The 26,131-nt window shown below is 65.8% G+C and carries 25 protein-coding genes; 10 read left to right on the top strand and 15 right to left on the bottom strand.

All coding sequences use genetic code 11. The features are described from left to right. Positions 1 to 28 precede the first annotated feature (28 nt). The 3 genes from ABD002_RS18160 to ABD002_RS18150 are packed head-to-tail and all read left to right on the top strand — an operon-like array spanning position 29 to position 4,457. A complete protein-coding gene (locus ABD002_RS18160) occupies positions 29 to 2,098 on the top strand; it encodes a prolyl oligopeptidase family serine peptidase (RefSeq protein ID WP_343793729.1) in 2,070 nt (689 codons plus the stop codon). A gap of 11 nt (positions 2,099 to 2,109) precedes the next feature. Beyond that, entirely contained in the window at positions 2,110 to 2,349 is a 240-nt protein-coding gene (locus ABD002_RS18155; RefSeq protein ID WP_343793728.1) for a hypothetical protein, read from the top strand. 35 nt (positions 2,350 to 2,384) lie between these two features. Continuing rightward, positions 2,385 to 4,457 carry a S9 family peptidase gene (locus tag ABD002_RS18150; RefSeq protein ID WP_343793726.1) on the top strand — a complete coding sequence of 691 codons (2,073 nt, stop codon included), beginning with the start codon at positions 2,385 to 2,387 and terminating at the stop codon, positions 4,455 to 4,457. Positions 4,458 to 4,750: 293 nt separating this feature from the next. Here ABD002_RS18150 and hisIE read toward each other — a convergent pair whose 3' ends face one another. From hisIE to ABD002_RS18100, 10 genes are all read right to left on the bottom strand, one after another. Next, entirely contained in the window at positions 4,751 to 5,410 is a 660-nt protein-coding gene (gene hisIE / locus ABD002_RS18145) for a bifunctional phosphoribosyl-AMP cyclohydrolase/phosphoribosyl-ATP diphosphatase HisIE (RefSeq protein WP_343793724.1), read from the bottom strand. Continuing rightward, the gene (hisF, locus tag ABD002_RS18140; protein WP_343793722.1) at positions 5,407 to 6,186 is read right to left on the bottom strand and encodes an imidazole glycerol phosphate synthase subunit HisF; all 780 of its coding nucleotides are present in this window, start codon (positions 6,184 to 6,186) and stop codon (positions 5,407 to 5,409) included. Before hisF ends, hisIE begins: the two co-directional genes overlap by 4 nt. After that, positions 6,168 to 6,905 carry a 1-(5-phosphoribosyl)-5-[(5-phosphoribosylamino)methylideneamino]imidazole-4-carboxamide isomerase gene (locus ABD002_RS18135; protein ID WP_343793720.1) on the bottom strand — a complete coding sequence of 246 codons (738 nt, stop codon included), beginning with the start codon at positions 6,903 to 6,905 and terminating at the stop codon, positions 6,168 to 6,170. The genes hisF and ABD002_RS18135 overlap by 19 nt, the downstream gene beginning before the upstream one ends. Then, positions 6,902 to 7,672, bottom strand: a complete 771-nt coding sequence (locus tag ABD002_RS18130; RefSeq protein ID WP_343793718.1) for an imidazole glycerol phosphate synthase subunit HisH — start codon at positions 7,670 to 7,672, stop codon at positions 6,902 to 6,904. The genes ABD002_RS18135 and ABD002_RS18130 overlap by 4 nt, the downstream gene beginning before the upstream one ends. Then, positions 7,669 to 8,742: a bifunctional histidinol-phosphatase/imidazoleglycerol-phosphate dehydratase HisB gene (gene hisB, locus ABD002_RS18125; protein ID WP_343793716.1), complete on the bottom strand. Its 1,074-nt coding sequence runs from the start codon at positions 8,740 to 8,742 to the stop codon at positions 7,669 to 7,671. Before hisB ends, ABD002_RS18130 begins: the two co-directional genes overlap by 4 nt. Further along, positions 8,739 to 9,953 (bottom strand): histidinol-phosphate transaminase, encoded by a 1,215-nt coding sequence (gene hisC, locus ABD002_RS18120; protein WP_343793714.1) that lies wholly within the window; start codon positions 9,951 to 9,953, stop codon positions 8,739 to 8,741. Before hisC ends, hisB begins: the two co-directional genes overlap by 4 nt. Further along, entirely contained in the window at positions 9,950 to 11,314 is a 1,365-nt protein-coding gene (gene hisD / locus ABD002_RS18115; protein ID WP_379988168.1) for a histidinol dehydrogenase, read from the bottom strand. The genes hisC and hisD overlap by 4 nt, the downstream gene beginning before the upstream one ends. After that, positions 11,311 to 12,201: an ATP phosphoribosyltransferase gene (gene hisG, locus ABD002_RS18110; protein ID WP_343793712.1), complete on the bottom strand. Its 891-nt coding sequence runs from the start codon at positions 12,199 to 12,201 to the stop codon at positions 11,311 to 11,313. Before hisG ends, hisD begins: the two co-directional genes overlap by 4 nt. Then, complete coding sequence (locus tag ABD002_RS18105) at positions 12,198 to 12,542, bottom strand: YerC/YecD family TrpR-related protein (protein WP_343793710.1); 345 nt, start codon at positions 12,540 to 12,542, stop codon at positions 12,198 to 12,200. Before ABD002_RS18105 ends, hisG begins: the two co-directional genes overlap by 4 nt. A 124-nt stretch (positions 12,543 to 12,666) precedes the next feature. After that, a complete protein-coding gene (locus tag ABD002_RS18100; protein ID WP_343793708.1) occupies positions 12,667 to 13,296 on the bottom strand; it encodes a GNAT family N-acetyltransferase in 630 nt (209 codons plus the stop codon). 212 nt (positions 13,297 to 13,508) lie between these two features. Here ABD002_RS18100 and ABD002_RS18095 point away from each other — a divergent pair, with 212 nt between their 5' ends. Both ABD002_RS18095 and ABD002_RS18090 read left to right on the top strand, forming a co-directional pair. Further along, positions 13,509 to 13,889: a hypothetical protein gene (locus ABD002_RS18095; RefSeq protein WP_343793706.1), complete on the top strand. Its 381-nt coding sequence runs from the start codon at positions 13,509 to 13,511 to the stop codon at positions 13,887 to 13,889. Then, the gene (locus ABD002_RS18090) at positions 13,886 to 14,626 is read left to right on the top strand and encodes a hypothetical protein (protein ID WP_343793704.1); all 741 of its coding nucleotides are present in this window, start codon (positions 13,886 to 13,888) and stop codon (positions 14,624 to 14,626) included. The genes ABD002_RS18095 and ABD002_RS18090 overlap by 4 nt, the downstream gene beginning before the upstream one ends. A 132-nt stretch (positions 14,627 to 14,758) precedes the next feature. Here ABD002_RS18090 and ABD002_RS18085 read toward each other — a convergent pair whose 3' ends face one another. The 4 genes from ABD002_RS18085 to ABD002_RS18070 all read right to left on the bottom strand — a co-directional run bounded on the left by ABD002_RS18085 (position 14,759) and on the right by ABD002_RS18070 (position 18,489). Beyond that, positions 14,759 to 15,340, bottom strand: a complete 582-nt coding sequence (locus ABD002_RS18085; protein WP_343793702.1) for a DUF3501 family protein — start codon at positions 15,338 to 15,340, stop codon at positions 14,759 to 14,761. A gap of 5 nt (positions 15,341 to 15,345) precedes the next feature. Beyond that, positions 15,346 to 16,695 carry a heterodisulfide reductase-related iron-sulfur binding cluster gene (locus ABD002_RS18080; RefSeq protein WP_343793700.1) on the bottom strand — a complete coding sequence of 450 codons (1,350 nt, stop codon included), beginning with the start codon at positions 16,693 to 16,695 and terminating at the stop codon, positions 15,346 to 15,348. Between the two features lie 135 nt (positions 16,696 to 16,830). After that, the gene (locus ABD002_RS18075) at positions 16,831 to 17,253 is read right to left on the bottom strand and encodes a rubrerythrin family protein (RefSeq protein ID WP_343793698.1); all 423 of its coding nucleotides are present in this window, start codon (positions 17,251 to 17,253) and stop codon (positions 16,831 to 16,833) included. Positions 17,254 to 17,532: 279 nt separating this feature from the next. Then, positions 17,533 to 18,489: a LysR substrate-binding domain-containing protein gene (locus ABD002_RS18070; protein ID WP_343793696.1), complete on the bottom strand. Its 957-nt coding sequence runs from the start codon at positions 18,487 to 18,489 to the stop codon at positions 17,533 to 17,535. Positions 18,490 to 18,640: 151 nt separating this feature from the next. On the opposite strand from ABD002_RS18070, the gene ABD002_RS18065 reads away from it, so the two are divergent. Both ABD002_RS18065 and ABD002_RS18060 read left to right on the top strand, forming a co-directional pair. Beyond that, positions 18,641 to 19,183 (top strand): peroxiredoxin, encoded by a 543-nt coding sequence (locus ABD002_RS18065; protein ID WP_343793693.1) that lies wholly within the window; start codon positions 18,641 to 18,643, stop codon positions 19,181 to 19,183. Positions 19,184 to 19,481: 298 nt separating this feature from the next. Then, complete coding sequence (locus ABD002_RS18060; RefSeq protein WP_343793691.1) at positions 19,482 to 20,042, top strand: carboxymuconolactone decarboxylase family protein; 561 nt, start codon at positions 19,482 to 19,484, stop codon at positions 20,040 to 20,042. Between the two features lie 82 nt (positions 20,043 to 20,124). On the opposite strand, the gene pdxR is transcribed toward ABD002_RS18060, so the two are convergent. Then, positions 20,125 to 21,696 (bottom strand): MocR-like pyridoxine biosynthesis transcription factor PdxR, encoded by a 1,572-nt coding sequence (gene pdxR / locus ABD002_RS18055; protein WP_343793690.1) that lies wholly within the window; start codon positions 21,694 to 21,696, stop codon positions 20,125 to 20,127. A 109-nt stretch (positions 21,697 to 21,805) separates the two neighbouring features. Between pdxR and ABD002_RS18050 the strand changes: the two genes are divergently transcribed. The 3 genes from ABD002_RS18050 (at position 21,806) to ABD002_RS18040 (ending at position 26,114) form a co-directional block, all read left to right on the top strand. Then, positions 21,806 to 22,543, top strand: a complete 738-nt coding sequence (locus tag ABD002_RS18050; protein WP_343793689.1) for a hypothetical protein — start codon at positions 21,806 to 21,808, stop codon at positions 22,541 to 22,543. Between the two features lie 165 nt (positions 22,544 to 22,708). Beyond that, on the top strand, positions 22,709 to 25,423 hold the full coding sequence (locus ABD002_RS18045) for a M1 family metallopeptidase (RefSeq protein WP_343793687.1): 2,715 nt from the start codon (positions 22,709 to 22,711) through the stop codon (positions 25,421 to 25,423). Between the two features lie 142 nt (positions 25,424 to 25,565). Next, a complete protein-coding gene (locus ABD002_RS18040) occupies positions 25,566 to 26,114 on the top strand; it encodes a Pycsar system effector family protein (RefSeq protein WP_343793684.1) in 549 nt (182 codons plus the stop codon). The last annotated feature ends 17 nt before the right edge of the window (positions 26,115 to 26,131 follow it).

The raw sequence follows: 26,131 nt of genomic DNA, 5'->3' as shown, positions 1-26,131 counted from the left end.
TCCAGGTCCGCTCCGCTGAAGGAAATCGATGAAGTCTGTATTTGTCATGGCGCTGGCCGTTGCATGGCCGGTTGCCGCCATCGAAACTCCGCATCCTTTCGATGCGCGTGACCTGGTCACGATGGATCGCGTCGGCGATCCCGCACTGTCGCCGGATGGCAAGACCGTCGTGTTCAGTGTTCGCGAGACCGACTATGTCGCGGACAAGGTCTTGAATGGAATCTGGGTCGTACCGATGGCAGGCGGTGCATCGCGACGCATCACCGACAAGACGTTGAATGCGTCCAGCCCGCGCTGGTCGGCGGATGGCGGGAGCGTGTATTTCCTCGCGCCGAAGGAGGGTACCAGCCAGTTCTGGCAGGTCGATGCGAAGGGAGGCGCGGCGCACGCGCTGTCCTCGGTTGCGTTCGATGTCAACAGCTTCAAGCTCTCGCCCGACGGCAAGCGAGCGCTGCTGTCGATCGACGTATTCCCCGAGTGCGCCAGCAGCGCCGATGCGATCGCTTGCACGAAGAGGAAGCTCGATGCACGCGATGCCGACAAGGCCAGCGGCACGGTCCACGACAAGATCTTCGTGCGCCACTGGGATGCCTGGGCCGACGGTCGTCGCTCGCAATTGTTCATCGCCGACATCGGCGGCGATGGAAAGATCGGCGGTGAGCTGCGCTTGCTGAGCAAAGGCATCGACGGCGACTTGCCGTCCAAGCCGTTCGGCGACGACAGCGAATACGCGTTCTCGCCCGACGGCGCGATGGTGTACTTCAACGCGCGCATCGCCGGCACGAACGAGCCCTCGTCGACCAACTTCGACATCTACTCGGTGCCGGCCGATGGCTCGTCCACGCCGAAGAACCTGACCGCCGACAATCCGGCCTGCGACGGCTGGCCGTTGCCCTCCGCGGACGGCAAGACGCTGTACTACCTGGCGATGAAGCGCGCGGGTTTCGAGGCCGACCGCTTCGGCATCATGGCGCTGGATCTTGCGACGGGCACGAAGCGCGAACTCGATCCGCAATGGGATCGCTCCGCATCAGCCTTGAAGGAATCCGCCGACGGCAAATCGCTGTACACGACCACTGACGACTGGGGCGATCACGCGCTGTTAGCGGTGGACATCGCCAGCGGCAAGGTGACCAGGCTCGTCGCCAGTGGCAGCGTGGTGGGCTTCGATGTCGGCCGGAAAGGTCTGGTCGTTGTACGTCAGGATTTCCAGCATCCAGCGGACGTCTATACGGCTGCCGCGGACGGCAAGGGTCTCAGGCAGATCACGCATTTCAATACGGATCGCCTGAAGGACATACGCTTCGGAGACGCCGAGTTCTTCACGTTCAAGGGGCATGGCGGCGACACCGTGCAGGGCTACGTGGTCAAGCCGGTCGGCTACAGGAAGGGCGAGAAATATCCGGTCGCGTTCATCATCCATGGTGGTCCGCACGGCGCGATGAACAACGATTTCCACTACCGCTGGAATCCCCAGACCTACGCGGGTCAGGGCTTCGCGGTAGTCGCGATCAATTTCCACGGTTCCACCGGCTACGGCCAGGCGTTCACCGACGCGATCTCCGGTGAATCGGGCGGCGCGCCGCTCGAAGACCTCAAGCTCGGCTGGACCGCCGCTCAGCAGAAGTATGCGTTCCTCGACGGCAACCGCGCCTGCGCGCTCGGCGCGTCCTACGGCGGCTTCATGGCGTACTGGATCGCGGGCGTCTGGAAGGAGCCGTGGAAATGCATCGTCGCGCACGACGGCGTGTTCGACAGTCGCTTGATGAGCTACGCGACCGATGAACTCTGGTTCGACGAATGGGATCACAACGGCAGGACGCAGTACGAGGATCCCGCCCTCTACGAGACGTTCAACCCGGTCAACCACGTCAAGGACTGGCGCGTGCCGATGCTGGTCGTGCACAGCGATCAGGATTTCAACGTTCCACTCGATCAGGGCCTCGGCGCGTTCACCGCGCTGCAGCGCCGCGGCATCCCGAGCGAGTTCCTGCACTTCCCGGACGAGAATCACTGGATCGTGAAGCCGCACAACAGCGTGCTCTGGCACGACACGGTCAATGCGTGGCTGAAGCGCTGGACCGCGGCGGAGAAATGAGGGACGTGCCGATGGCGAACGGGGCGGTCATCTCGTTGGTGTTCTCGCTTGCGCTGGCAGGGCCGGCGCAAGCGCTTGCCGCCACCGCCGGCGGCGCGAACATCGATGTCGTGGAGCTGCGCCAGAGCGACGAATCGCTGCGTGCGACCTACGCGAAAGGCAAGCTGAATCCGAGTTGGCTTGCCACGGCTCGGTGCGCATCAACATTCTCTTTGCCTTCTTCGAACGCCCGTCAACCGTGGAGTGATTGACACTCGTTTAAACCAAAGCGACCAGAACGCCATCCATGATGCGACCCGACAAGGCAGACATCATGAAGCGCTTGGCCCTGCTTGCAATTCTGTTCGTGCTTCCATGCGAACCGGCCGCTGCATCGAAAGATCGAAAGACCGTGGAGCCTGGTGATCTTGTCAGCCTCAGGAATGTCCGTGAAGCGCGCGTCTCCCCCGATGGGAGAGTTATTGCCTATCTCGTTGATGCCGAGCAGAAGACGACCGTCTGGTTGGTGTCCACAGACGGAAAGAGTGCGCCTCGGCCTTTCGTCCTCGACGGCGAATCGGCTGTTTCACCGGCCTGGACACCCGATGGCAAATTCTTGACCTTCCTTTCGAAGAGAGAAAACCCGCTGCGTGGCGAAAAGAGTTTCCACTTCTCTTTTTCCGACGCGGATGCGCCCGGAGAAAAGTCATCCAGTACAGGTGATGCTGAAGTCACCAGTGAACACGCTACCCAGAAGGGCCGGCAGATATGGATGATTCCGCTGGATGGTGGCGGGGTCATTCCCCTGACCGACATTCCTGGTGGGATCAAGAAATTCAAGTGGTCGAGAAACGGGAAGCTTCTGGCCTTTGTTCGCCGGGATCCGGAAGCGAAGGTTCTGGCAGAGCGACGGGCTCTCAAAGCGGACGAAGTCGAAGTCGACAAGAACTATCGGTACGATCGCCTTTGGGTCTTCGATCTGGCTACGCGACAAGCGCGCTTGCTTACGCCACCGGATCTCAACATCGTCGAATTCGACTGGTCGCCGGATGGCAAGCGGATTGCGGCTTCCGCCTCGGCGACACCTCGCGTAAACGACGTTGAAAATGTCTTGAAGATCGTCGTTTTCGATACGGCAACCGGACATCTGGACAAGGCGTTTCCGGGCAATGCCGGCGAACGGATCGTTCGCTGGTCACCGACCGGGTCCGTGCTGGCGTTTTTCAAGCTGGCGCCGACAACCGACACCACCGTTCCGGTTCTCTACGACGTGGATAGCGGGGCGGAGACCGTCATCGGCAGCGACATTCCGGCCACGGTCAAGGACATGGTGTGGGACAGACAAGGCAATAGCCTCACGGCCACCGTCTTGAAAGGGGTGACGTTCCACCTTGTCAAGATCGACGCCCGGTCGGGAGCGCTATCCGAATCAGGAACCTTCGAGGGATCCCCAAGCGAACTCAGCGCCAGCGTCGATGGAGAGACGCTCGCATACGTGCAGGAAACTCGGGATCATCCTGGAGAAGTCCACGCGCGTGTGGGGGGCAGGGAACGCAGGCTCACTCATGCCAATACACAGGTGGAGAGCTGGAATTTGGGCACGGAACAGCCATTGACTTGGACGAGCTCGAAAGACGGAAGAAGCATCTACGGTGTTCTCCTTCTACCTCCCGGCTATGACAAGAACATGCGCTACAAAACGGTCGTGCACCTTCACGGTGGTCCGACCAGTGCCTGGGACTTGGGATTTCACGGTACGTGGTACGACTGGGGAAGAGTCCTGGCATCCCATGGCTATGTCGTGCTGCTGCCCAACCCGCGAGGATCGGAAGGCGGTGGCACGAGCTTCAGCGAAGCCATCGATCGCAATTGGGGTGATGCCGAACTTCAGGACATCATGGACGGCGTGGATGTGCTGATTTCCAGAGGTATCGCCGATCCGGCTCGCCTTGGCATTGGCGGCTGGAGCTACGGGGGCTATCTGACGGCCTGGGCCGTAACGCATACGGACCGATTCAAGGTCGCGGTCGCCGGCGCAGCGATCGCCGATCTGATCAGCATGGCGACGACCACGGACATTGCGCCTGACTTCCTCACGCGGTTCTACGGCGACCTGACTTCGCATCGAGACCTCTACGATGTGCATTCTCCGATTCGCTTTCTCGAACACTGCCACACGCCTACTCTGGTTCTCCATGGTGAGGCAGACACCAGGGTCCCCATTTCACAGGGCGAGGAGTTCTATAACGGCCTTCGCTTCATGGGCCGTGAGACGCAGATGGTGCGCTACCCCCGCGAGTGGCATTTCTTCGACGAAGACAGTCATCGGCGCGACTCGATGGAACGCATGCTTCATTGGTACGATTCGCATCTGAACTAAGCGCAGCCGCATGGAACGTGGGCTCAATGACCACACGATGCGTCGATTGAGGATTCGGCTCGGTCCGGATGACCGCTCTGGATTGCGGATTCAACCAGTGGATGCAACACCCTTGTAACTGCGTAAGCAGAAGGAGTATTGCATCCGCCGGTTGAATCCGCAGTGGCGATTTCACGCCGCCGGCGAACAACGACACGATCTTCATCAGCGGATTCGATCCGCCCGCCTGAAATCCCCATGTGGCGCGGCGGTCCGGCGCATGTCGCGCAACCCTCCTCGCGGAGGTACGCCGATCAGTCCTTCGCGCCAGTCGCCGGTTGAGCGCGATCGCCGCGATGCCGCCGCGCGAGTTCACCGATGATATCGGCGAGCGTGAGCCCGGCGCCGCGCAGCAGCACCAGCAAGTGGAACAAGAGATCCGCCGCTTCGCCACGCAATGCATCACGGTCGCCGGAAACCGCAGCGAGCGCTGTCTCGACGCCTTCCTCACCGACCTTCTGCGCACGCCGCGCCGGCGGTCCGGCGAGCAGTTTCGCGACATAGCTCGATGACGGATCGGCCTGCGCACGCGCAGCGATCAGCGCCTCGAGTTCGTTGAGCCACGGGTGTGCGGCCGCATCGCCGTCGAAGCAGCTCGCGGTTCCGCGATGGCAGGTCGGACCGGCCGGCAGCGTTTGGCAGAGCAGGGTGTCGCGGTCGCAATCGGCGGTGATCGAGACCAGGCTCAACACATGGCCCGAGCTTTCGCCCTTGCGCCACAGGCGTTGCTTCGAACGCGACCAGAAGTGAATCTCGCGCGTTTGCAGCGTCAGTGCGAGCGCTTCACGGTTCGTGTAGCCGAGCATCAGCACGCGGCCGTCGTGCGCGTGCTGCACGATCAGCGGCAGCAGGCCGTCGCCCTTGCTCCAATCCAGCGTGCTCCAGTCCAGCGCGTCGATCAATGGTTCATTCATAGCCGCACCGTGATGCCGCGTCCGGCGAGAAATCGTTTGAGCGCGCCGATCTCGATCTCGCCGGAGTGGAATACGCTCGCCGCGAGCGCGGCGTCGACACCGCAGCGCTCGAACACCTCGGCGAAGTGTTCAGGCTTGCCGGCGCCGCCGGACGCCACCAGCGGCAACGTGGTCGCCGCGCGCATGGCCGCGAGCTGCGCCTGCGCATAGCCGCCACGCACGCCGTCGGCGCGGATCGAGTTCAGCACGATCTCGCCGGCGCCGCGATCGGCGACTTCGCGTACCCAGCCGAGCAGGTCGCGGCCACTGTCGCTTGCCGCGTCCGGTTTGCCGCTGTTGGCGATGACCCGCCACGAACCGGGCAATCCATCCGCCTGTCCGTCGACATCGATGCCGATCACCACGCACTGGCTGCCGAACCGCGCCGCGAGTTCATCGATCAACGCAGGCCGCGCAAGCGCGGGGCTGTTGATCGAGACCTTGTCCGCGCCAGCGGCGAGTACTGCCTCGGCATCGGCGACGGAGCGAATGCCACCGGCGACGCAGAACGGGATGTCGAGCTCGCAGGCGACGCGATTGATCCACGCGACGTCGACGCGGCGTCCTTCGGGACTCGCGGTGATGTCGTAGAACACGAGCTCGTCGGCGCCTTCCTCAGCGTAGCGCCGTGCGAGCTCGACGATGTCGCCGACCACGCGATGGTCCCGGAAGCGCACGCCTTTCACGACGACGCCATCGGCGACATCGAGGCACGGAATCAGGCGGCGCGCGAGCATGTGGCGAACTCCTCCAAGGTCAGCGTGCCGTCCAGCAGCGCAGTGCCGGCTACGCAGCCGGCCACGCCGGTCGCACGCAGCGCGTCGATGTCGCGGCGATCGCGCACGCCGCCGGATGCGATCCATTCGAGTTGCGGCCAGCGTGCGACGAGTTCGCGATACAGGTCGAGGTTCGGGCCGGCGCCCATGCCGTCCTGTGCGATGTCGGTGGTCAGCACATGACGCAGCCCCGCGCTGCGGAAACCGTCCAGCAGTTCGCCGACGTCGGCGTCGCTGTCGGCCTGCCAGGCATCGACCGCCGGGCGCCAGCGACCGTCATTGCCACGGCGCACATCGAGCGCGAGGCAGAGCCTGTCCGCGCCGAACGCGGCCAACCAGTCTGCAAACACGGACGGCGCACGCACCGCGATGCTGCCGACGACGACGCGCGCCACACCCGCATCGAGCAGGCGCTCGACGTCCGTGTGCGAACGCACGCCGCCGCCGGCCTGCAACTGCATCCCAAGGCCGGCGATCCTCGCGAGCAGTTCGAGCTGCGCGGGGCGGCCGGCGCGCGCGCCGTCGAGGTCGACGACATGCGTCCACTTCGCGCCCGCCGTGGCGTAGCGCTGCGCCAGCACGACCGCATCGTGGTCGAAGGTCCGGGTCTGCGTGAAATCGCCCTGGCGCAGGCGTACGACGCGGCCGTCGCGCAGATCGATGGCGGGAATGATCATCATGTCAGTGCGAAGAAGTTGGCGAGTAGACGGCGTCCGGCCGAGGCGGATTTTTCCGGGTGGAATTGCACGCCGTGCACGTTGCCGCGCGCGACGATCGCCGCGAACGGCGTGCCGTGTTCGCTGTGCGCCAGCGTCGCAGCATCCGGCGCGGCCGCGTAGCCGTGCACGAAATAGAACCACGCTGCGGTATCGATGCCGGCCAGCAACGGATGCCTCGGCTGATCGAGGCTGATCTGGTTCCAGCCCATGTGCGGCCAACTCGGCGCCGCGGGCAGGCGCAGGACGCGACCCGGCAACAGGCCGAGGCAAGTGGTCTCCCTCTCCCCCAACGACTTCATCGTTGGGGGAGAGGGTTGGGGTGGGGAGGCAGGATACCGACGGGAGGGCGCTTCAGGGATGACTGCTCGAGGTTGCCCAACCCCCGCCCCCTCACCCAACCCTCTCCCCCGAGCAAGCTCGGGGGAGAGGGCTTCAGGCGATTCCTCTGACGATTCGAACAGCAGCTGCATGCCGAGGCAGATGCCGAGCAGCGGCTGGGTGAGTCCGGCCAGCACGCGATCCAGCCCGCGTGTGCGCAAGGCACTCATCGCGTGTGCAGCGGCGCCGACGCCGGGCAGCAGCACGTGCGTCGCCGCGCGGATGCGCGTGGCTTCCTCGCTGATCTCGGCCGCGACGCCGATTCGCCTGCACGCTTCGTGCAGCGAACCGAAGTTCGCGCCGCTGCCGGGCACGATGACCGCGCGCACCGTCACGAGCTCATCCTTCATATGAGCCGACCCTTGCTGCTCGGGATCTCGCCGCCGTCGCGCCGGATCGCCTGGCGCAGCGCGCGGCCGACCGCCTTGAAGCAGGCTTCGATCATGTGGTGCGTGTTCTCGCCGCGCACGCTCAGGTGCACGTTCGCACCGAGCGCATCAGCGAGGCTGCGGAAGAAATGCGGCACGAGTTCGCTCGGCAGCGCGCCGACGCTCTCGCGCGCAAACGCACCCTCGAACACGAAGTAGGGACGTCCGGACAGATCGATGGCGACCTGGGCCAGCGCCTCGTCCATCGGCAGCACGAAGCCGTAGCGGCCGATACCGCGGCGATCGCCGAGCGCCTCGCGCAGGGCCTGGCCTAGCGCGAGTGCGCAGTCCTCGACAGTGTGGTGTTCGTCGATGTGCAGGTCGCCGGCGCAGGAGAGATTCAACGCGAAGGCGCCATGCACGCCGAGTTGCTCGATCATGTGATCGAAGAAGCCGATACCGGTTTCGATGCGTGGCCGCACGGTGCTGTCGAGATCGACGTCGATGGCGATGCGCGTCTCGCGGGTGACGCGATCGACATGCGCACGGCGCGGCGCATCGAGCAGTGCATGCGCGATCGCCGGCCAGTCGCCGTCGCTGCCGATGCGGAGGCCGCGGATGCCGAGATTGCGCGCGAATTCGAGATCGGTCTCGCGATCGCCGATCACCGCGCTGCGTTCGCGCTCAAGCGCGCCGGGTCCCAGATAGTGGCGCACCAGGCCGACGCCGGGTTTGCGCGTCGGCGCGTGCTCGGCCGGCAGGCTCGGGTCGATCAGGACTTCGCGGAAACGGATGCCTTCACCGGCGAGGATATCCAGCAGCAGCTGCTGTGGACCGATGAAATCGGCGTCCGGGAAACTTGGCGTGCCGAGCCCGTCCTGGTTGCTGACCATGACCAGTTCGTAGCCGGCATCGACGAGCCGGCGCAGCGCGCCGATCGCGCCCGGCACGAGGCGGAACTTCTCGTAGGCATCGATCTGCTGGTCGGCGGGCTCCTCGATCAGGGTGCCATCGCGGTCGACGAACAGGATCTTCGGAGCGGCGCCGCTCATGGGCTCGGCTCCGCCGTTTTTCCCTCTCCCCCGGCAAAGCCGGGGGAGAGGGTAGGGTGAGGGGGCGGGGTTCCAGCTGCGCCGAAATCTTGCAGGCGATTGACGCCTCGCCCCCTCACCCCAGCCCTCTCCCCCGACGATGAAGCCGTCGGGGGAGAGGGAGCGAAAAGCGTATCGATCAGCGCGTCGTTCTCCTCCGGCGCGCCGATTGTGATACGCAGGCAGTCGTCGAGACCGTCTTGTGCCGACACGTCGCGCAACACGATGCCGGCCGCGAGCGCGCGCGAGAGCGCGGCTTCGCCATCGCCAAACCGTGCGAGCACGAAATTCGCGCTGGACGGCCAGATCGTGCGCACATCGGCCAGTGTGGCCAGCTCGCGGGCGACGCGCGTGCGCTCGGCGATCAACATCGCGATGCGCCGGCGCGTGTGTTCGAGCGCGGCCGGCTGCAAAGCCTCAAGCGCGAGTGCGACGCAGGGCGAAGGCAGCGGATACGGCGCCGCGAGGCGCGCGACGAACGCCGCGATCTCTTCGCGCGCGATCAGCGTGCCGATGCGTGCGCCGGCCAGCGCATGCGCCTTGGACAGCGTGCGCAGCACGGCGACGTTGTCGTGGCGGTCGATCAATGCGGTCGCGCTGGGTACCTCGGCGAATTCGATATAGGCTTCGTCGACCAGCAGCAGCGCACGGCCGGCGAGGCGTTCGGCGAGGAAGCCGAGCGCGGCGTGGTGCAGCGTGCCGGTCGGATTGTTCGGCGAGCAGACGAACACGATCTTGGTGTCCGCATCGGTCAATGCGAGCAGGCGTTCCGGATCGAGTGCGAAGTTCTGCGCGGCGGGCAAAGAATGCGCGCGGTACGCAGCGCCCTGCACCTGCGCACCGATGCGGTACATGCCGAACGTCGGCGCCGTCGCGACGATGTTGTCGCGGCCGGCACGGCAGAACGCACGCAACAGCAGGTCGATCGGCTCGTCGCTGCCGCGGCCGATCCACAGCCGCGACTCCGGTACTCCGTACAGCGCGGCGAGGCGCGCGCGCAGCAGTGCCGGTTGCGGATCGGGGTAGCGGTTCGTGCCGAACGTGGCGCCATCACCTGCCCACGGCGATTCGTTCGCGTTGAGGCGGATGCGGCCGTCGAGACCGGTCTTGCGCGCCGATACGTAGGGTTGGAACGCGGCGAGATCGGGGCGCGTGCGTGCGAGCAGGCTCATGCGCTCGCCCTCTGCGTGGCCGCTTCGGTATCGCGCGTCATCGCATCCAGGCGCAGATCCACGGCGCGTGCGTGCGCCTCAAGCCGCTCGGTGCGCGCGAGCAGCGCGGCATCGCCACCGATGCTGCGCAGGCCTTCGGCGCTGAGCTCCTGCACGTTGACGCGGCGCACGAAGCTGTCCACGCCGACGCCACTGAACGATCGCGCGAAACCGAGCGTCGGCAACACATGGTTCGGCCCGGCGCAGTAGTCGCCGACCGTTTCCGGCGACCACGCACCGAGGAAGATGCTCCCCGCGTTGCTCAGGCCGGGCAGCAGCGTGCGCGCATCACGTGTCTGCACGATCAGGTGTTCGGGCGCATAGCGTTCCGAGACTTCGACCGCCTCGGCGAGATCGCGCACGCGGATCAGGCGCGCATGCGCGAGTGCGGCGCGCGCGATCTCGCGGCGCGGCAGTTCGGCGACCTGCGCCGTCACCGCGCGTGCGACCGCGTCGAGCACGCGCGCGCTCGGGCTGACCAGCAGCACCTGCGAATCGGCGCCGTGTTCGGCCTGTGCGAGCAGATCCGCTGCGACGAAGGTCGGATCGGCGCTGTCGTCGGCGATCACCAGCACTTCGGACGGACCGGCCGGCATGTCGATCGCGGCGCCTTCGGGATCGGCGGCGACCTCGAGTTTCGCTGCCGTCACCCATGCATTGCCGGGGCCGAACAGCTTGTCGCAACGCGGCACCGACGCGGTGCCATAGGCGAGCGCCGCGATCGCCTGTGCGCCACCGAGCTTGAGCACGCGAGTCACTCCGCAAAGTCTGGCAGCGACCAGGATCGCCGGATCGGCGTGGCCGTCCACGCGTGGCGGCGTCGCGAGCACGATGTCGGGGCAGCCGGCAATGCGCGCCGGCACCGCCAGCATCCACACCGTGGACGGGAGCGGTGCACTGCCGGCCGGCGCGTACAGACCGACGCGGCCGATCGGGCGGATGAGCTGCTCGCAGCGCACGCCCGGTGCGGTGTCGACGCGGATGTCCGCCGCAACTTGCGCGGCATGAAACCGCTCGACGTGCGCGATCGCGTTGCGCATCGCGGCCCGCACGTCGGCGCCGATCTCGGTTTCGGCCACGCCGAACTCGTCGGCGTCGACTTCGAACGACGCCAGGTCGCAACCGTCGAGGCGCAGGGTCAGTTCGCGCAGCGCGGTATCGCCGCGCGCACGCACGTCGGCGAGGATCGCGCGCACGTCGGCAAGCTGGGCTTCATCGCGGATCGGTCGCGGACGCGCCAGCACGTCGCGACGTCGCCTTTCGTCCAGCGTAGCCCAGTCGATGACCGCCAGCGTCGCTTCGGCGTGGGCGATCGCGTTCATGCCAGCATGCGCTCCACGTTGAGCACCATCAGGCTGCTCGCACCGAGGCGCTTGAGCTCTTCGAGGTGCTGCCAGTCGAGTTCGCTGCACAACGCCTGCACCGCGATGTCGTCGGGGCGGCCGTCGAGACTGAGCACGCTTGGGGTTTCACGCGAGGGCAGCAGTCGAGTGATCGCAGGCAGCGCGTTGCGCGGTGCCTGCAGCATCAGCAGGCGCATGCCGTCGCCGGATTGCGCGCCGCCGATGCGGGCGCACAGGCGCTCGATCTGTGCTGCGGTCGCCGCGTTCTGTGCGCGCGGGCTCGAGGCGAGCACGGCCTCGCTGCGCATCACCGTGACCAGTTCATGGAGCTGGTTCGCGGCCAGCGTCGCGCCGCTGGAGACCAGGTCGCAGATCGCGTGCGCCTTGCCGAGCCGCGGCGCGATCTCGACCGAGCCATTGAGCAGGACGACTTCCGCATCGATGCTCTGCTTGCGCAGCCATTCGGCGAGCAGGGCAGGGTAGGAGGTCGCGATGCGCAGGCCGGCGAGATCGGTGACATTCTTGATCAGCCCGTTGTCCGGCACCGCGATTGCGAGGCGGCAACTGCCGAAGCCGAGTGCCTGCAACTCGGCTGGCGCAGGCGCATCGGCGCCGGCGAGGCGCTGCTCGTCCAGCACGTTGCGACCGACGATGCCAAGTTCGCAACTGCCCTCGACGAGCAGGCCGGGGATGTCGTCGTCGCGCACCAGCAGCACGTCGACCGGCATGTTCTCGCCGTACAGGAACAGGCGGTCGCGACTGGAGCGAAAGACCAGGCCGGCGCGGCGCAGCAGGTCGAGCGATTGATCGGACAGCCGCCCCGATTTCTGCACGGCGATGCGCAGGCGATCACGATTTTCGTTCATCGTGCACTCGACGTAGCTTTGGTGGAGGGCTTGCGGCGTTCCTGCAGGCGTTGTGCCGCGAGCGCATAGCCGCCCGCGCCCTGTTCGAGGCAGCGCGCGACGCGGCCGATCGTGGTGATGCTGACTGCGGTCGCATCGTGGATCTGCCAGTACGGCTCGCCGGCGAGCAGGTGCGGAACCACGCTCCAGCGGTCGCGCATGGATTCGCGCTCGGCCGGCGTGCACAGGTCGTCGAGGAACGCGCGCACCTCGTTGACGCTGCGCAGCGTCAACAGCGCCTCGCACAGCGACCGCTCGGCGCGGTCGGAGTCAATCTCGGGTTCGATCTGGCGGCGTTTCATTGCGATGATGTATTAATGTGTTAGTACAATGGATGCGGAAACTATCTGCTGAAGGGGATGGTGTCAAGTAGAGGGACGCCGTAAGGGCAGTCAGGACTTCAGCCGCTGCCGGGGCTGCCGGAGGTCAATCGTGTTGCTTCAAAAGCCGATGCAGCCGTCGCTTTGCGGCGGGCCATTCCGACGCCACGATCGAATAGCGCATCGAGTCGCGGGGGATGTGATCGGCCGCCATCCGATGGGCTCGGAGAAGTCCTTCGTACGTCCCGCCGATGCGTTCGAGCGCCGCGCTCGAACGCTTGTTGCGCGAGTCCGTATGAAAGCAGACACGCAGCGCCTCCCACGTTTCGAAGGCATGCGCCAGCATGAGCAGTTTCGCCTCGGTGTTGGTCGCAGTCCGGATTGCCGAGCGCGTCAGCCACGTGTAACCGATCTCGCAGCCGTCGACAGCGCCGCGACCGTGTCGCGGGTGGCCTTGAGGCCATGACCACTGCTCCATGTTCCAGAAGCGCGTGGACCCGATGACGACATCGTCATCCAGGCGGATGATCGCGAACGGCACCGCCGTGCCGGCATCCCGCCAGGCCAACGCGGTGTCGATGTAGCGGGTGGCTTCGGTTCGACCCTGCGGAACCGGACTCCACTGATACAGCGAGCCGTCGGCTGCAGCGGCGGCTACCAAGCCGTCGACGTGGCGATGCTCAAGCGGGTCGAGACGTATATGCGTGCCTGTCAGCACAATGCCTTCCGATTCCATGCCGGCAGCATGCAACAAGTTCCTGCGAAGCCACAATTGGGAGCAAGGTTTCGGGCTGGCCAGAATGCGCCTTTCCTCGGCATTGCCCGCGGAAAGCAGCCGAGATTCGAAACCGGGTAGTGGCCCAGGCGGCGCTCGCTGCGCACCCGTATGACGCGGGATACATCGAGTGCTAGCCTGCTTCCTGCGAGGCATGCCGTGGAGTCGTGGCAATGCAGGCTGTGCTGCTCGCGTTGCTGGTTTTCGCGATGATTCCGGAGGACGGAGCGGCAGGGCCCGCGCATGCCCAACTGGTCGACACGCAGGCGCCTCAGGACGCGCTGACACCTGCACAGCACGCCGATATAGCCGCCCGGTTGCAGAGGCGCGTCGTATCGTTGCGGCGGGCCGGAACAATCGCTCAGCCCACGAGCGTGGCCACGGCGGCCGACTTCGATCTCGCGAGCCAGAACGTTCCGAAGCCGTTCTACTCGGGCACCGGTTTTGACTGGCGCTACACGCTGCCGGCGGACGCGCCGGCCGGCGCGTGGCTGCTGCGAGCGGTGTTCGAGGGACCACGTACCAGCATGCGTTCGAGGTCGGTGCCCATGTGAACCTCGATCAGCACGGGCTGATTGGCTCCTGGGCCAACCCGGCGACCAGCGGCCAGGGCGTGCTGATGGACGTCGAGCTGGATTTCTACGGCACTAGCGTCGGCCTGTTGTTCGGCGGCTGGTTCACGTACGACGTCAGCGCAGCCGGCGGCCCGCGCTGGTACACGATCCAGGGCCAGGTGCACGCGACCGACGCCGCGGCGACGATGCCGATCTATCTCACCGATGGAGGGGCCTTCGATTCAGCGCAGGTGACCACCACCGCGCCGGTCGGGCAGGCCACGCTCGCGTTCAGCGATTGCATGCACGGCACGCTGCAGTACAGCTTCTCGGACGGCAGCGGCCGCAGCGGTGACATTCCACTGAGTCGGCTGCTCGCGAACGTGACCTGCGCGCCGGCTGGCGACAACGGCAACAGCGCAGCGGACTACCTGCTTTCCGGTGCGTGGGCTGATCCCCGCAACAGCGGCCAAGGTCTCGTGTTCGATTGGAATCCGGTACAGGACGTGCTGTTCGCGGCGTGGTACACGTTCGCTGCCGACGCGGGTCCCGGTAGCGGCGCGGCAGGCCAGCGCTGGTACACGCTGCAGGCTGTGCCAGTACCAGGCGCTACTACCGTGAACGACATCGGCATCTACGAAACCACCGGCGGCGTGTTCGATCACGCCGCGACGATCATGACTGCGCCGGTCGGCAACGCGAGCTCGTCTATCACTCGTGCAGTTCGGCGACGCTGAACTGGCAGTTCCGCGCCGGCGCTAACGCGGGGCAGAGCGGCACGCTCGAATTGGCCCGCGTTGGCGCGACGCCGGCCGGTTGTCATCTTTGAGCAGTACGGCCGGACCGTTCCGGCGTCGCGCGGGAGCGGCTCAGGCCAGATCGGCGAGCAGCGCGCTGCTCACAACGGGCGCAACCGTGGTCGCGGCGCGATAGTGCGGATGCTCGACCGTGAGACTCAATGCGGCGCCGGCGCGCAACGCGGCGATCATCGCCGGCGTCAACTCGAAACGCAGGAAATGCACGGCCGAGGTCTTGGTTTCATTGCTGCGCTCGAGGTCCTCGTCGGCGATCGCGAGCACCGGTGGCGCGTCGCCGACCCGCAGCGCGACCCGATCCTCGATGCCGCGCAGACGTTCCAGCTCACGCTTGCGCTGCTCGACGTCGTCGTACTCGATCAGCATCGTCGCCTTGAGGTTCGTGCCGTCCGGGATCAGCGGGTTGTAGGCGTCGAGTTCCTCTGCGATCGAGGCAGGCTCGAAGATGCGCTCGATGCGCAGCATCTCCTGCACCTGGTATTGCACGGTCAGGCGGTCCTCGAAGATCAGCGTGAGGTGTTCGCCGATATGCACAGTGCGCAGCTTCTTGTGCGCCAGCACTTGCGCGCGGAACGCGTTGCGTTCGCGCGCGTAGTCCTCCAGCTTCCACAAGTCGGCGTGCGTGAGCATCTGCATCGGGGTCAGATTCCGTAGGCGTGGCGCAGCAGGCTGATCGGGCTTTCCGCGGCGGGCCGGTCGCCGAGCCCGTGCGCAAGATGCGAGCCGGCCATCGGACAGTCGCTGGCGAAGTGGTCCGGCGCCGCCTGCCGGATGCGATCCTCGACCGGTTTCGCGATCTTGCGCGAGATTGCATAGGTCGAGCGCTTCACGCCGTAGGTGCCGTCGTGGCCGGAGCAGCGCTCGATCGCCGTGATCTCGGTGCCGGGAACGAGCGCGAGCACGTCGCGCGTCTTCGGGCCGATGTTCTGCACGCGCTGGTGGCAGGGCGCGTGCCAGGCGACCTTGCCGAGCGCGTTCGGAAATTCCGTGTTCAGCAGGCCGGCCTGGTGGCGCTGCCAGAGATATTCGAACGGATCGAAGATGTGGCGCTTGACGAGTTGCACGTCGGCATCCTCGGGGAACATCAGCGGCAGCTCCTGTTTGAACATCAGCACGCAGGAAGGAATCGCGGCCGTGATGTCCCAGCCGTCGCGCACTGCGGCGGCGAGCACCGGGACGTTCTTCTCCTTGTAGCGGGCGACGCTGTCGAGGTCACCGAGTTCGAGCTTGGGCATGCCACAGCAGACTTCGCGTTGCACGAGCTCCACGGCGATGCCGTTGTGGCGAAGCACCGCGGCGAGATCTTCGACGGCTTGCGGCTGCGACACATTGCAGTAGCAGGTCGCGAACAGCGCGACCTTGCCGCGCGTGCGGCCGGCCGGTTTCACGTCGACGGCATGTCCGGCATCGAAATGTCTGAGCCGACGCCGCGCGGTGTCGGCGTGATAGGTGGGCAGCCGGGCATCCGGATGCACGCCGAGCGCCTTGTCGAGCAGCTTGCGCGTCAGCTTCGCGCGGTTCGTCGCATTGACGACGTCGACGACGACCGGGATCGAGGCGAGCTTGCCGACTGCGGTCGTGCTCGACAGGATCTTCGCCGCGAGTTTCGTCTCGCCGCGTTTATGCCGCGCCGCTTTCGCGCGCAGCATCACGTGCGGGAAGTCGACGTTCCACGGATGCGGCGGCACGTATGGGCACTTGGTCTGGTAGCAGAGGTCGCACAGGTAGCACTGATCGACGACCTTCGCGTAGTCGGACTTGGCGACGCCGTCGACTTCCATCGTCGAGGATTCATCGACCAGGTCGAACAGGGTAGGAAATGCGTTGCACAGGCTGACGCAGCGCCTGCAGCCGTGGCAGATCTGGAATACGCGTTCGAGTTCCGCGTCGAGCGCGCCCTGGTCGTAGAACTCGGGGTTCTTCCAGTCCAGCGGATGCCGGGTCGGCGCGTCGAGACTGCCTTCACGGGTGCTGCTGATGGGCTCGGCCATGATCGACTCCCGGGGGAAACGGGCATGCAGCAAACCGCGCAGAAGGAGCTTCAGCCGCGACCACGTGCAGTTGCATCGCGGCTGAAGCCGCTCCTACGAAGAGCGGTTTTCGTTCCTGCAGTTGGCGCGCGCGGCTCAGCCGCCGACTTCGCCGAGCGCCTTGGTGAAACGGTTCGCGTGCGAGCGTTCTGCCTTGGCCAGCGTCTCGAACCAGTCGGCGATCTCGCCGAAACCTTCCTCGCGTGCGGCCTTCGCCATGCCCGGGTACATGTCGGTGTACTCGTGGGTCTCGCCGGCGATCGCGCTCTTCAGGTTCGCGACGGTACCGCCGAACGGCAGGCCGGTCGCCGGATCGCCCACATTCTCGAGGTATTCGAGATGGCCGTGCGCATGGCCGGTCTCGCCCTCGGCGGTGGAGCGGAATACGGCGGACACGTCGTTGTAGCCCTCTACGTCGGCCTTCTGCGCGAAATACAGATAGCGGCGGTTCGCCATCGATTCGCCGGCGAACGCGTCCTTCAGGTTCTTCTCGGTGCGGCTGCCTTTCAGGTTGCTCATGGTGTCACCTCGTCGATTGACTTGGATTCCCGGCGCCGGTCCGATGGCGCTCCGCTCCCGACCCTAGCACCGCCCTGTTGCATAAGGAAATCGATAGTTGTGATCGAAGCGATAGAACGATCCTATCGCTGCTCGGCGATGCAGATGACCTCTGGACTCTGGCTGGTAGCTGATTTCGACGATGCGCAGCATGCAGGTGCAGGTGGATTCGTCCATGCAGGATCGCAAACCGATGGCCCATCGCGCCGGCTTTCTCAAAACCCGGCATTGCCGATGCACTCAGGTGCGCGCGACCGCCGCTGCGTGCGGGCGCTTGCGCGCGGGTTGCGATGCCGAGCGCGCGAGCAGTTCGCGCGGCAGGGACTGGAACACCTCGGCCAGGCGTTTGAGGAACGGCGCGATCGCGGAACTCCTGCGCCAGACCATCGCGATGCGCCGGCTCGGTGGCCGGCCGCGGAACTCGACCAGATGGATATCGGCCGATGGCGCGACCGGCGGCTTCACCGCCAGCGTCGGTAGCAAGGTGATGCCGACGCCGGCCGCGACCATCTGTCGCAAGGTCTCCAGGCTGGTGGCGCGGAAGCCGCTGCGCTCGACGGCGCCGGCGAGTTGGCAGACCTCGAGCGCCTGGTCGCGCAGGCAGTGGCCGTCCTCGAGCAGCAGCAGGTTCTGGTCGGCGAGATCGCCGAGCTTCAGGGTCGAGTGCGTCGCGAGCTCGTGGCCTTCGGGCACGGCGAGCACGAAGTCTTCCTCGAACAGGAATTCCTGGTGCAGCTGGTCGTCGTGGATCGGCAGCGCGAGGATGCCGGCGTCGAGGCGCCCCTCGCGCAACTGCTTCAGCACGATCTCGGTCTTCTCCTCGGTCAACAGCAGCTCGAGACGCGGGAAGCGCGTGCGGATCGTCGGCACCACGTGCGGCAGCAGATAAGGCCCGAGCGTAGGGAAGATGCCGAGGCGCACCGTGCCCGATTCCGGATCGCGCGTGCGCCGCGCCGCCGCGCGGATCTGCTCGACTTCATTGAGCACCTCGCGTGCGCGCTGCGCGATCTCGCGGCCGACCTCGGTCAGCAGCACCTTGCGCGGCGCACGTTCGACGAGAGCGACGCCGAGCTCTTCCTCGAGCTTTCGGATCTGCGTCGACAGGGTCGGCTGGCTGACGAAGCTCGCCGACGCAGCACGGCCGAAATGCCTGTGCTCGGCGAGGGCGACCAGATAACGGAGGTCACGCAGGTTCATGGCGAATGCGATTGAAGCATCCTATCGAAACAATATCAACAATCGATTTGAATGATCGCTCTCCAGCCTTTATCTTGTTCACCGTCGGCGCGGTCCAGCGCCACCCCATCGCAACCCAGCCCTCTCACCACCCACTCCCAAGGAGTTCTTCATGCTGACTGTCGGCGACAAGTTCCCGGACTTCAACCTCAAGGCCACCGTTTCCACCGAGAGCGTCGAGAAGGCGTTCTTCCCGATCACCAACACGACGTACAAGGGCAAGTGGCTGCTGGTGTTCTTCTATCCGAAGGACTTCACCTTCGTCTGCCCGACCGAGATCAAGGGCTTCGGCGACCTGAACCAGCAGTTCGCGGATCGCGATACCCAGGTGCTCGCCGCCAGCACCGACAGCGAATTCGTGCATCTGGCCTGGCGCAAGGACCACAAGGACCTGCACGACCTGCCGTTCCCGATGCTGGCCGACACCGCCAAGCGCCTGTCGAGCGCGCTCGGCATCCTCGACGAGGAAGAGGGCGTGGCCAAGCGCGCGACCTTCCTGGTCGACCCGGAAGGCATCATCCGCTTCGCCTACGTGACCGACGGCAGCGTCGGCCGCAATCCGCAGGAGGTGCTGCGCGTGCTCGATGCGCTGCAGACGGATGAGCTTTGCCCGTGCAACTGGAAGCAGGGCGAAGCGACGCTGAAAGCGGCGTAACCGTCCCACGGTGCGCTTTCCAGTCGCCTTCCCTGGCTCCTCCGAACCCGTCGCGGGATGCCCGATGGCATCCCGCAGCGTGGCGGGTTCGAATTGGAAGCAGGGCGAAGCGACGTTGAAGGCCGCTTGATCGTCTACATGTTGTACGCCCGGGCGGGCTGACCCCGCCCACCTTTCGGTCGGCATCGCTCCTCTCCCTCCCTCGCGATGTCGGCCTGGGCGACGACTCCCGCAGTCGTCGCCCACCTATTCGAAATGCGCCCCGGTCCGAGTGGCCGGGCGCTCTCCGGAGACTTCCATGAATCTCGATGCCATCAAGGGCCGCCTGCCCGACTACGCGAAGGACCTGCGCCTCAATCTCGATTCCGTTCTCAGCGAGTCGGGTGCAGCGGGCCTCAATCCGAAACAGATCGCGATCATCGCGCTGGCAAGCGCGATCGCGTCGCGCCATGAACCGCTGACCCGCGCGATCGCCGCGCAGTTCGCCGGCACGCTGAGCGAAGCCGAAGCGAACGGCGCGCGCTCGGCCGCTGCGATCATGGTCATGAACAACATCTACTACCGCTTCACGCACCTCGTCGGCAACGAGGAGTACGCGACGCTGCGCGCCGGCCTGCGCATGAACGTGATGGCCAATCCCGGCTGCGACAAGATCGACTTCGAACTCGCCTCGCTGGCGGTGTCCGCGATCAACGGTTGCGGCATGTGCATGGAGTCGCACGAGAAGACGTTGCAGAAGCACAACGTGCCGGCGCAGGCGATGCAGAGCGCGGTGCGTATCGCGGCCGTGCTGCACGCGGTTGCCGTGACTGTCGAACAGGCCGAGGCGGCCGCGCACGCGCTCGCTGCGGCGGCCTGAGACAGCTCGAATCCGACGTCATTGGAACGTGTCCCGCCGCCAGGCGGGACCGGATCCGCGAAGTGCGTCGACAGCGACCGCGCTACGCGCGTTTCTCGCGGATTGCCTGCGTCCGAGTATCTCCGGGACGCGACCGGTCCCGGCCTGGGAGCGCGCACGGGGTATCCATGCCAGCTGTCGCAAGACCCCTTGTGCGGGGTGAACTTATCCGGGTCAGTGCGTGCGCCATGCGCCGCACCGCTTCTTCCAGTTCCGCTTCGTCGTGATAGCTGAAGCCGAGTCGCATGAACGGCTGGTCGCGCTCGAGCAGATCGTATCTGCGTCCACCGTGAAATATCACGCCCTCACTCTCGCCAGCGCGCGCCCAGGCGGCGACATCGATGGCGTCGTTGATGCGTACCCAGATTGCCATGCCGCCATCGGGAACGCGAAAGCTGATGGCGCCACCCAGATGGCGCGATAGTGCGGCTGCCAAAGTGTCGCGCCGGGTAGCGTAGATGCGCCGCATTCGCCGCGCATGGCGCAGGAGCTCACCGTCCTCGAACAGCTCGGCAATCGCACATTCCATGGCCGCATCGCCGCGCGCATCGCTGGCGGCGCGCAGGTTCAGCAAGCGCTTGAACACCAGTGGCGGCGCTACCACGAAGCCCGTGCTCGTCCCCGGCGCCAGCAGGTTCGCGAGCGAGCCCACATAGACAACGTTGGCACGACCCGCACCGGCGGCGATCGGCAGTATCGGCTGGCCGGCGTAGTGGAACTCGTGATCGTAGTCGTCTTCGATGATCGCGAAGCCGTGCGAAAGCGCGAGCTCGGCCAGTCGCGCGCGCCTTGCCTGCGACATCACGGTGGTGGTCGGAAACTGGTGATGAGGGGTCAGGAATACCGCGCGCACGCGCTCGCGTGTGAGCAACGTCTCCAGCGCGTCGAGGTCGAGGCCGTCGCCGTCGAGCGGCAGTGGAACGAGATGTGCGCCCGCCAATTTCAGCACGCTCCACGCTGACGGATAACCGAATGCTTCGACGGCGACGACATCGCCCGGCGCGAGCAGCGTGCGCGCGACGAGGTCGATGCCCTGTTCGATGCTGCGCGTGACCATGGTGTTTTCCGGCGTCGCCAGAAGGCCGCGTGTGCGTGAAAGCATGGTCGCGAGTTCGGCACGCAGCCGCCTGTGGCCCCCGGGATCCGCGTAGGTCAGCAACGCGCGTCCGCGGTGTTCGATGGCACGCCGGAATGCGCGTGCCAGCGCGCGCGCTGGAAAGAGGCGCACATCCGGCAAACCGGCGGACATCATCAGCGCGCCTGGCGGAAGCGCGCCATTGGGTTGCGGGGAACGCAGCGGCGGTGAGAGTGCGTAGGTCGGTGCCTCGATCGGCAGGGACGGCGGCCTGTCCGGCATGGCCATTGACTGCGCGACGAAGGTGCCGCCGCCGACGCGCGTGTGCACCAGGCCCTCGGCGACAAGTTCGCCGTAACCGGCAATCACGGTGTTGCGGTTCAAGCCCAGGCACTCGGCCAATTCGCGCGAGCCCGGAAGCGGATCGCCGGATTTCAGCCGCCCGCGCCGGATGTCCTCGGCGATCGCGCTCGCGAGCTGCAGGAACAGCGGCTGCTCGCGCGCAGGATCGAGTGCAACGGTCAGGTCCCATCGGCGCATACGGGCAATGACGAAACCGGACCAGTGACCGTCGCAGAAGTGGAGCTCCCGACGCGACGCACGGCTCGCCAAGCTGGTCGCGCAACAACCCATCCCAGAGGAGACTCACATGCGTCAGATCTCATACGCGATCTTCGTTGCCACCTGCTGCGCGGCCGTGGCGCAGCTGTCGCCTGCAGCAGACGCGCCCGACCATCGCGAAGGCAGTCACAACCCAAACCCGGTGCTGTTCGCCAAGGATGCGCGCCCGTTCGGTCGGAGCATGACGGACTGGGCACAGAGCGAAGCCCAGTGGTTGCGTTCGATACCCTTGGCGCAGAACCCGTTCTACGACCAGACCGGCGAGTTCTGTGCGCTGGACCAGCAGGGCCCGGTCTGGTTCATTCCACCGATCGGCGGCCCGTCTGTGTTCAGCGGGGTCCGGACTTGCACCGTTCCGCACCACAAGGCGATCTTTCTGGACATCGGACATGACACCGACGAATACCCGTGTCCTGCGCTTCCCCATTGGCAGCCCGCACCGGGTCAGTCGCTCTACGATTTTCTGGTCAAGGACGACAATCCGGTGATGAACAGCGTCAATGCACTCGAAGTCTCGCTCGATGGCCAGCCGCTCAGCGGTGTGCTCGCCTACCGCTACATTTCCAACGATGTATTCGATCTCACCAGCGACCTGAGCCTGCAGGCGCATGATTCGTGCATCACCGGCTTGCCGCAGCAGACGCTGCTCGACGGCTTTTACATGATGTTCAAGCCGCTCGATCGGGGCCAGCACACGATCGTGGTGTTCGGAACCAATACGTTCGGCGACAACAAGACGTACACGTACCATTTGACCGTCGAGTAGGAAGGCCTTCGCAAAACTGCGCAGGCCCGCGAGCTCGTTCCCAGGGAAGCCTCCTCCTCCGGATACATTCCGGGGGAGGGGCCATCCATCGTCGTGACCAGTCGCACATTGCGGACACGAGCGTGGCGTGATTAGGTGTGCGCTCCTCCTGTGGAAGTCTCGTCCATGCCCCGTTTGATCCGCGCGGTGCTGTTGCTGATCGTTGCATCAACCTCGCTGGCCGCATGCGCGAATGCTGCCGACACCGTCCCGACCGGCAAGTTGCCGACCGACGTGACGCCGCAACGTTATTCACTGCATTTCACCGTCGATCCGCGCGCGGATCGCTTCAGCGGCGAGACGCGTATCCGCGTCAAGCTCGCCAAGGCGACCGATCACGTCTGGCTGCATGCACAGCAGATCGCGATCGAGCGGGCGCGCGTCACTGACGCTGCCGGCAAGACGACTGACGCCAAGGCGGTCGCGCACAATGACAGCGGCGTGCTCGAAGTCCGCTTCGCCGACAGGCTGCCCGCGCAGGAGATCGAGCTGGCGTTCGACTACAACGCGCCGTTCAACGGCCAGCTCGAAGGCGTCTACAAGGTCAAGGTCGGTGACGACAGCTACGCGGTCACGCAGATGGAACCGGTCAGCGCGCGGTTCGCGTTTCCGGGCTTCGACGAGCCGCGCTTCAAGACGCCGTTCGACATCGTGCTGACGGTTCCCAAAAAGGACGTCGCGGTCGCCAACACGTGTCAGCTGCGCGAAGAAGTTTCGAAGGATGCGCAGTGGAAGACGCTGACCTTCGCGACCACCAGGCCGTTGCCGACCTACCTCGTCGCGTTTGCGGTCGGGCCATGGGATGTGGTCGAGGCGCCGCCGATCGCCCCGAATGCGGTGCGCAAGACTGCCATTCCGCTGCGTGGCATCGGCCCGCGCGGCAGCGCGAAGAAGCTCGACTGGGCGCTGCGCGTCGCGCCGCAGATCGTGAAGTTCTACGAGGACTACACCGCGCAGCCGTATCCGTTCGACAAGCTCGATCTGCTCGGCGCGCCCGATTTCGCAGCCGGCGCGATGGAGAACGCCGGGCTGATCATCTACCGCGATGCGTATCTTCTGATCGACGAGCATTCGCCGGCCGATCGCTACCGAAGCGTGTTCAATATCGAGGCCCACGAGATCGCGCACCAGTGGTACGGCGACCTCGTCACCGTGCCGTGGTGGGACGACATCTGGCTTAACGAGGCTTACGCGACCTGGGCGCAGGCGAAGGCGACCATTGCGCTGAAGCCCGAGTACCACGCCGATCTCGAAGCGCTCGAAGCCCGCCTCGGCGCGATGAAGAGCGACAGCTTGCTGAGCACGCGCAAGATCCGCCAGCCGATCCTCGGCCGCGGCGACATCGAGACCGCGTTCGACGGCATCACCTATCAGAAGGGCGCGAGCGTACTCGCGATGTTCGAACGCTGGATCGGCGAGGACACGTTCCGCAAGGGCATGCGCGCCTATCTCGCGCGACATGCGTTCGGCAGCGGCAGTTCGGACGATCTGATCGCGACGCTCGCCGAAGCGAGCGGCAAGGGCGATACCTTCGCGACCGCGATGCGCAGCTTCCTAGACCAGCCAGGCGTGCCGCTGGTGCACAGCGAGCTGACCTGCGAAAACGGCAAAGCGTCGCTCGCGCTGGAGCAGTCGCGCTATCTGCCCTACGGTGTGCTCGCGAAGGACCTGCCGCGCTGGGGAATTCCCGTCTGCACGCGTTTCGGTCGTGGCGGGAAATCGGAGGTGCAGTGTTTCCTGCTCGATGGGCCCGAGCAGCGCTTTGAAATCGCTGGCCTCTGTCCGGACTGGTACCTGCCGAATGCGGATGCGCGCGGCTACTACCGTTTCGAATCCACACCGGCGGATCTCGCGAGGCTGGGTGTCGCCGCGCCGAAGCTCGGCGCGGCGGAGCAGATCGTCTATGCCGATGCGCTGTCCGGCGCGTTCCGGCGTGGAACGCTCGACCCCGCTGCCGTACTGGATGCAATGCCGGCGTTGGCGGACTCCGAGATGCCTCAGGTCGCGACCGCCTTGCTCGGCCCATTCGAGTGGATCCGCGATCATCTCGCGGACGCACACACACGAACCACGCTGGACGCGTACGCGACGCAGCTCTACGCGACGCCCATGCAGAAGCTCGGCTATCGCCGCCGGGATGGCGACGCGGGTACCGTGATCGCGCTGCGCCGGCGGCTGGCCGAATTCCTGGCGATGACCGTGCGCGATCCTTCGGTGCGCGCCGAGCTTGGAAGCCAAGGCCGTGCCGCGCTGGGTCTCGATGGCGGCAAGGCCGACCTCGCGAAGGCCGATCCGGACCTGCTGGAGACCGCGCTCAAGGTCGCGGTGCAGGACGGCGGCGCGGCGGCGTTCGATGCGACCCGGAACGAATTCGCGCGCAACCGCGATACCGCACAACGCTATGCGCTGCTCGCCGCGCTTGGCGCGACGCGCGATCCGTCGCAGGCGGCACGCGCGCGCGATTTCGGCCTGAGCTCCGAAGTGCAGATCGGCGAGATGTCGCGCCTGTACGAGGCGCAGATGGAGGAGCCGGAGAACCGTGGGGCGATGTGGTCGTGGCTGAAGGCCCACTTCGACGCCTACCGCGCGCGCCTGCCCGCATTCGCCCAATCGTATCTGCCGCGCAGCGTGGCGGGGGCGCGTTGCAGCACGCAGGAAGCCGACGAACTGTCGGCGTTCTTTGCGCCGCACATCGGGCAACTGATCGGCGGGGACCGTGGCCTCGGGCAGACGCTGGAAGGCATCCGTCAGTGCGACGCATTGCGTGGACACGCCGGTGCCAAGGCGCTGTCGTCCTGGCTCGAGACGCGTGCGGAGGGCGTTGGGGCCCGCGCGAACTGATCGGCGCAGCCCCGCGTCCCATCGGGACGGAGCGCCCATCCACATCCTCGGGTGAGGTGTGCATGCTTGCCTGTCGCCGGCGCACGGCGGCGGCAGCGTGCTTGCTAAGATGCCCCGCAACGGCAGATGGGCGGGGCAGGCAATGGACGAACACTCGGCAGCGGAATCCTTCGCGCGTGTTCCCGAGCGCAACACCGGCGATGCGATGCTGCGCACGGCGCAGCAACACCACGTCGCGCTGTCGAGCATGGCGGACACCAAGGCGAACATCATCATCACGGTCTCCTCGATCGTGCTGACCTTGTCGCTGGGTCGCCTAGCCGATCCCGAATTGCGTGTATCGGTCATCACGCTTGCGACCTTCACGTTGATCGCCTTGCTGTTGGCGATCCTCGCCGTACTGCCGAAGCATCGTCCATTGAAGCTCGACGGCGAAGTGCTGCCGCATGACTTCAACCTGCTGTTCTTCGGTCACTTCGCGGAAATGTCGCGCGAGCGCTTTCTCGAGGAAATCGCACGCGCGATGAAGCCGGACGGTTCGGTCTACCGGACGATGGCGAACGACCTCTACTCGATCGGCTGGTATCTCGCGCGTCGCAAATACCGGTACCTGCGCTACAGCTACCTGTTCTTCCTGATGGGCTTCGTGCTTGCCAGTCTCGAACAGGGCTGGAGAATGTTGGCGCGCTGACCGGGCAACCCCGCAGC

The sequence above is a fragment of the Dokdonella soli genome (genome assembly GCF_039523175.1).
Taxonomy (GTDB): Bacteria; Pseudomonadota; Gammaproteobacteria; order Xanthomonadales; family Rhodanobacteraceae; genus Dokdonella_A; species Dokdonella_A soli.
This window is presented reverse-complemented; position numbering and strand designations above follow the sequence as displayed.

Coding starts and splice junctions, on each gene's coding strand:
- ABD002_RS18070 (WP_343793696.1), bottom strand. CDS start 18,489: ATGAACCTGCGTGACCTCCGTTATCTGGTCGCCCTCGCCGAGCACAGG.
- ABD002_RS18155 (WP_343793728.1), top strand. CDS start 2,110: ATGGCGAACGGGGCGGTCATCTCGTTGGTGTTCTCGCTTGCGCTGGCA.
- ABD002_RS18130 (WP_343793718.1), bottom strand. CDS start 7,672: ATGAAGGATGAGCTCGTGACGGTGCGCGCGGTCATCGTGCCCGGCAGC.
- ABD002_RS18105 (WP_343793710.1), bottom strand. CDS start 12,542: ATGAAACGCCGCCAGATCGAACCCGAGATTGACTCCGACCGCGCCGAG.
- hisG (WP_343793712.1), bottom strand. CDS start 12,201: ATGAACGAAAATCGTGATCGCCTGCGCATCGCCGTGCAGAAATCGGGG.
- ABD002_RS18100 (WP_343793708.1), bottom strand. CDS start 13,296: ATGGAATCGGAAGGCATTGTGCTGACAGGCACGCATATACGTCTCGAC.
- hisD (WP_379988168.1), bottom strand. CDS start 11,314: ATGAACGCGATCGCCCACGCCGAAGCGACGCTGGCGGTCATCGACTGG.
- ABD002_RS18045 (WP_343793687.1), top strand. CDS start 22,709: ATGCCCCGTTTGATCCGCGCGGTGCTGTTGCTGATCGTTGCATCAACC.
- ABD002_RS18095 (WP_343793706.1), top strand. CDS start 13,509: ATGCAGGCTGTGCTGCTCGCGTTGCTGGTTTTCGCGATGATTCCGGAG.
- ABD002_RS18080 (WP_343793700.1), bottom strand. CDS start 16,695: ATGGCCGAGCCCATCAGCAGCACCCGTGAAGGCAGTCTCGACGCGCCG.
- hisC (WP_343793714.1), bottom strand. CDS start 9,953: ATGAGCCTGCTCGCACGCACGCGCCCCGATCTCGCCGCGTTCCAACCC.
- ABD002_RS18050 (WP_343793689.1), top strand. CDS start 21,806: ATGCGTCAGATCTCATACGCGATCTTCGTTGCCACCTGCTGCGCGGCC.
- ABD002_RS18150 (WP_343793726.1), top strand. CDS start 2,385: ATGATGCGACCCGACAAGGCAGACATCATGAAGCGCTTGGCCCTGCTT.
- pdxR (WP_343793690.1), bottom strand. CDS start 21,696: ATGCGCCGATGGGACCTGACCGTTGCACTCGATCCTGCGCGCGAGCAG.
- ABD002_RS18075 (WP_343793698.1), bottom strand. CDS start 17,253: ATGAGCAACCTGAAAGGCAGCCGCACCGAGAAGAACCTGAAGGACGCG.
- ABD002_RS18085 (WP_343793702.1), bottom strand. CDS start 15,340: ATGCAGATGCTCACGCACGCCGACTTGTGGAAGCTGGAGGACTACGCG.
- ABD002_RS18065 (WP_343793693.1), top strand. CDS start 18,641: ATGCTGACTGTCGGCGACAAGTTCCCGGACTTCAACCTCAAGGCCACC.
- ABD002_RS18135 (WP_343793720.1), bottom strand. CDS start 6,905: ATGATGATCATTCCCGCCATCGATCTGCGCGACGGCCGCGTCGTACGC.
- ABD002_RS18040 (WP_343793684.1), top strand. CDS start 25,566: ATGGACGAACACTCGGCAGCGGAATCCTTCGCGCGTGTTCCCGAGCGC.
- hisB (WP_343793716.1), bottom strand. CDS start 8,742: ATGAGCGGCGCCGCTCCGAAGATCCTGTTCGTCGACCGCGATGGCACC.
- hisF (WP_343793722.1), bottom strand. CDS start 6,186: ATGCTCGCGCGCCGCCTGATTCCGTGCCTCGATGTCGCCGATGGCGTC.
- ABD002_RS18060 (WP_343793691.1), top strand. CDS start 19,482: ATGAATCTCGATGCCATCAAGGGCCGCCTGCCCGACTACGCGAAGGAC.
- hisIE (WP_343793724.1), bottom strand. CDS start 5,410: ATGAATGAACCATTGATCGACGCGCTGGACTGGAGCACGCTGGATTGG.
- ABD002_RS18160 (WP_343793729.1), top strand. CDS start 29: ATGAAGTCTGTATTTGTCATGGCGCTGGCCGTTGCATGGCCGGTTGCC.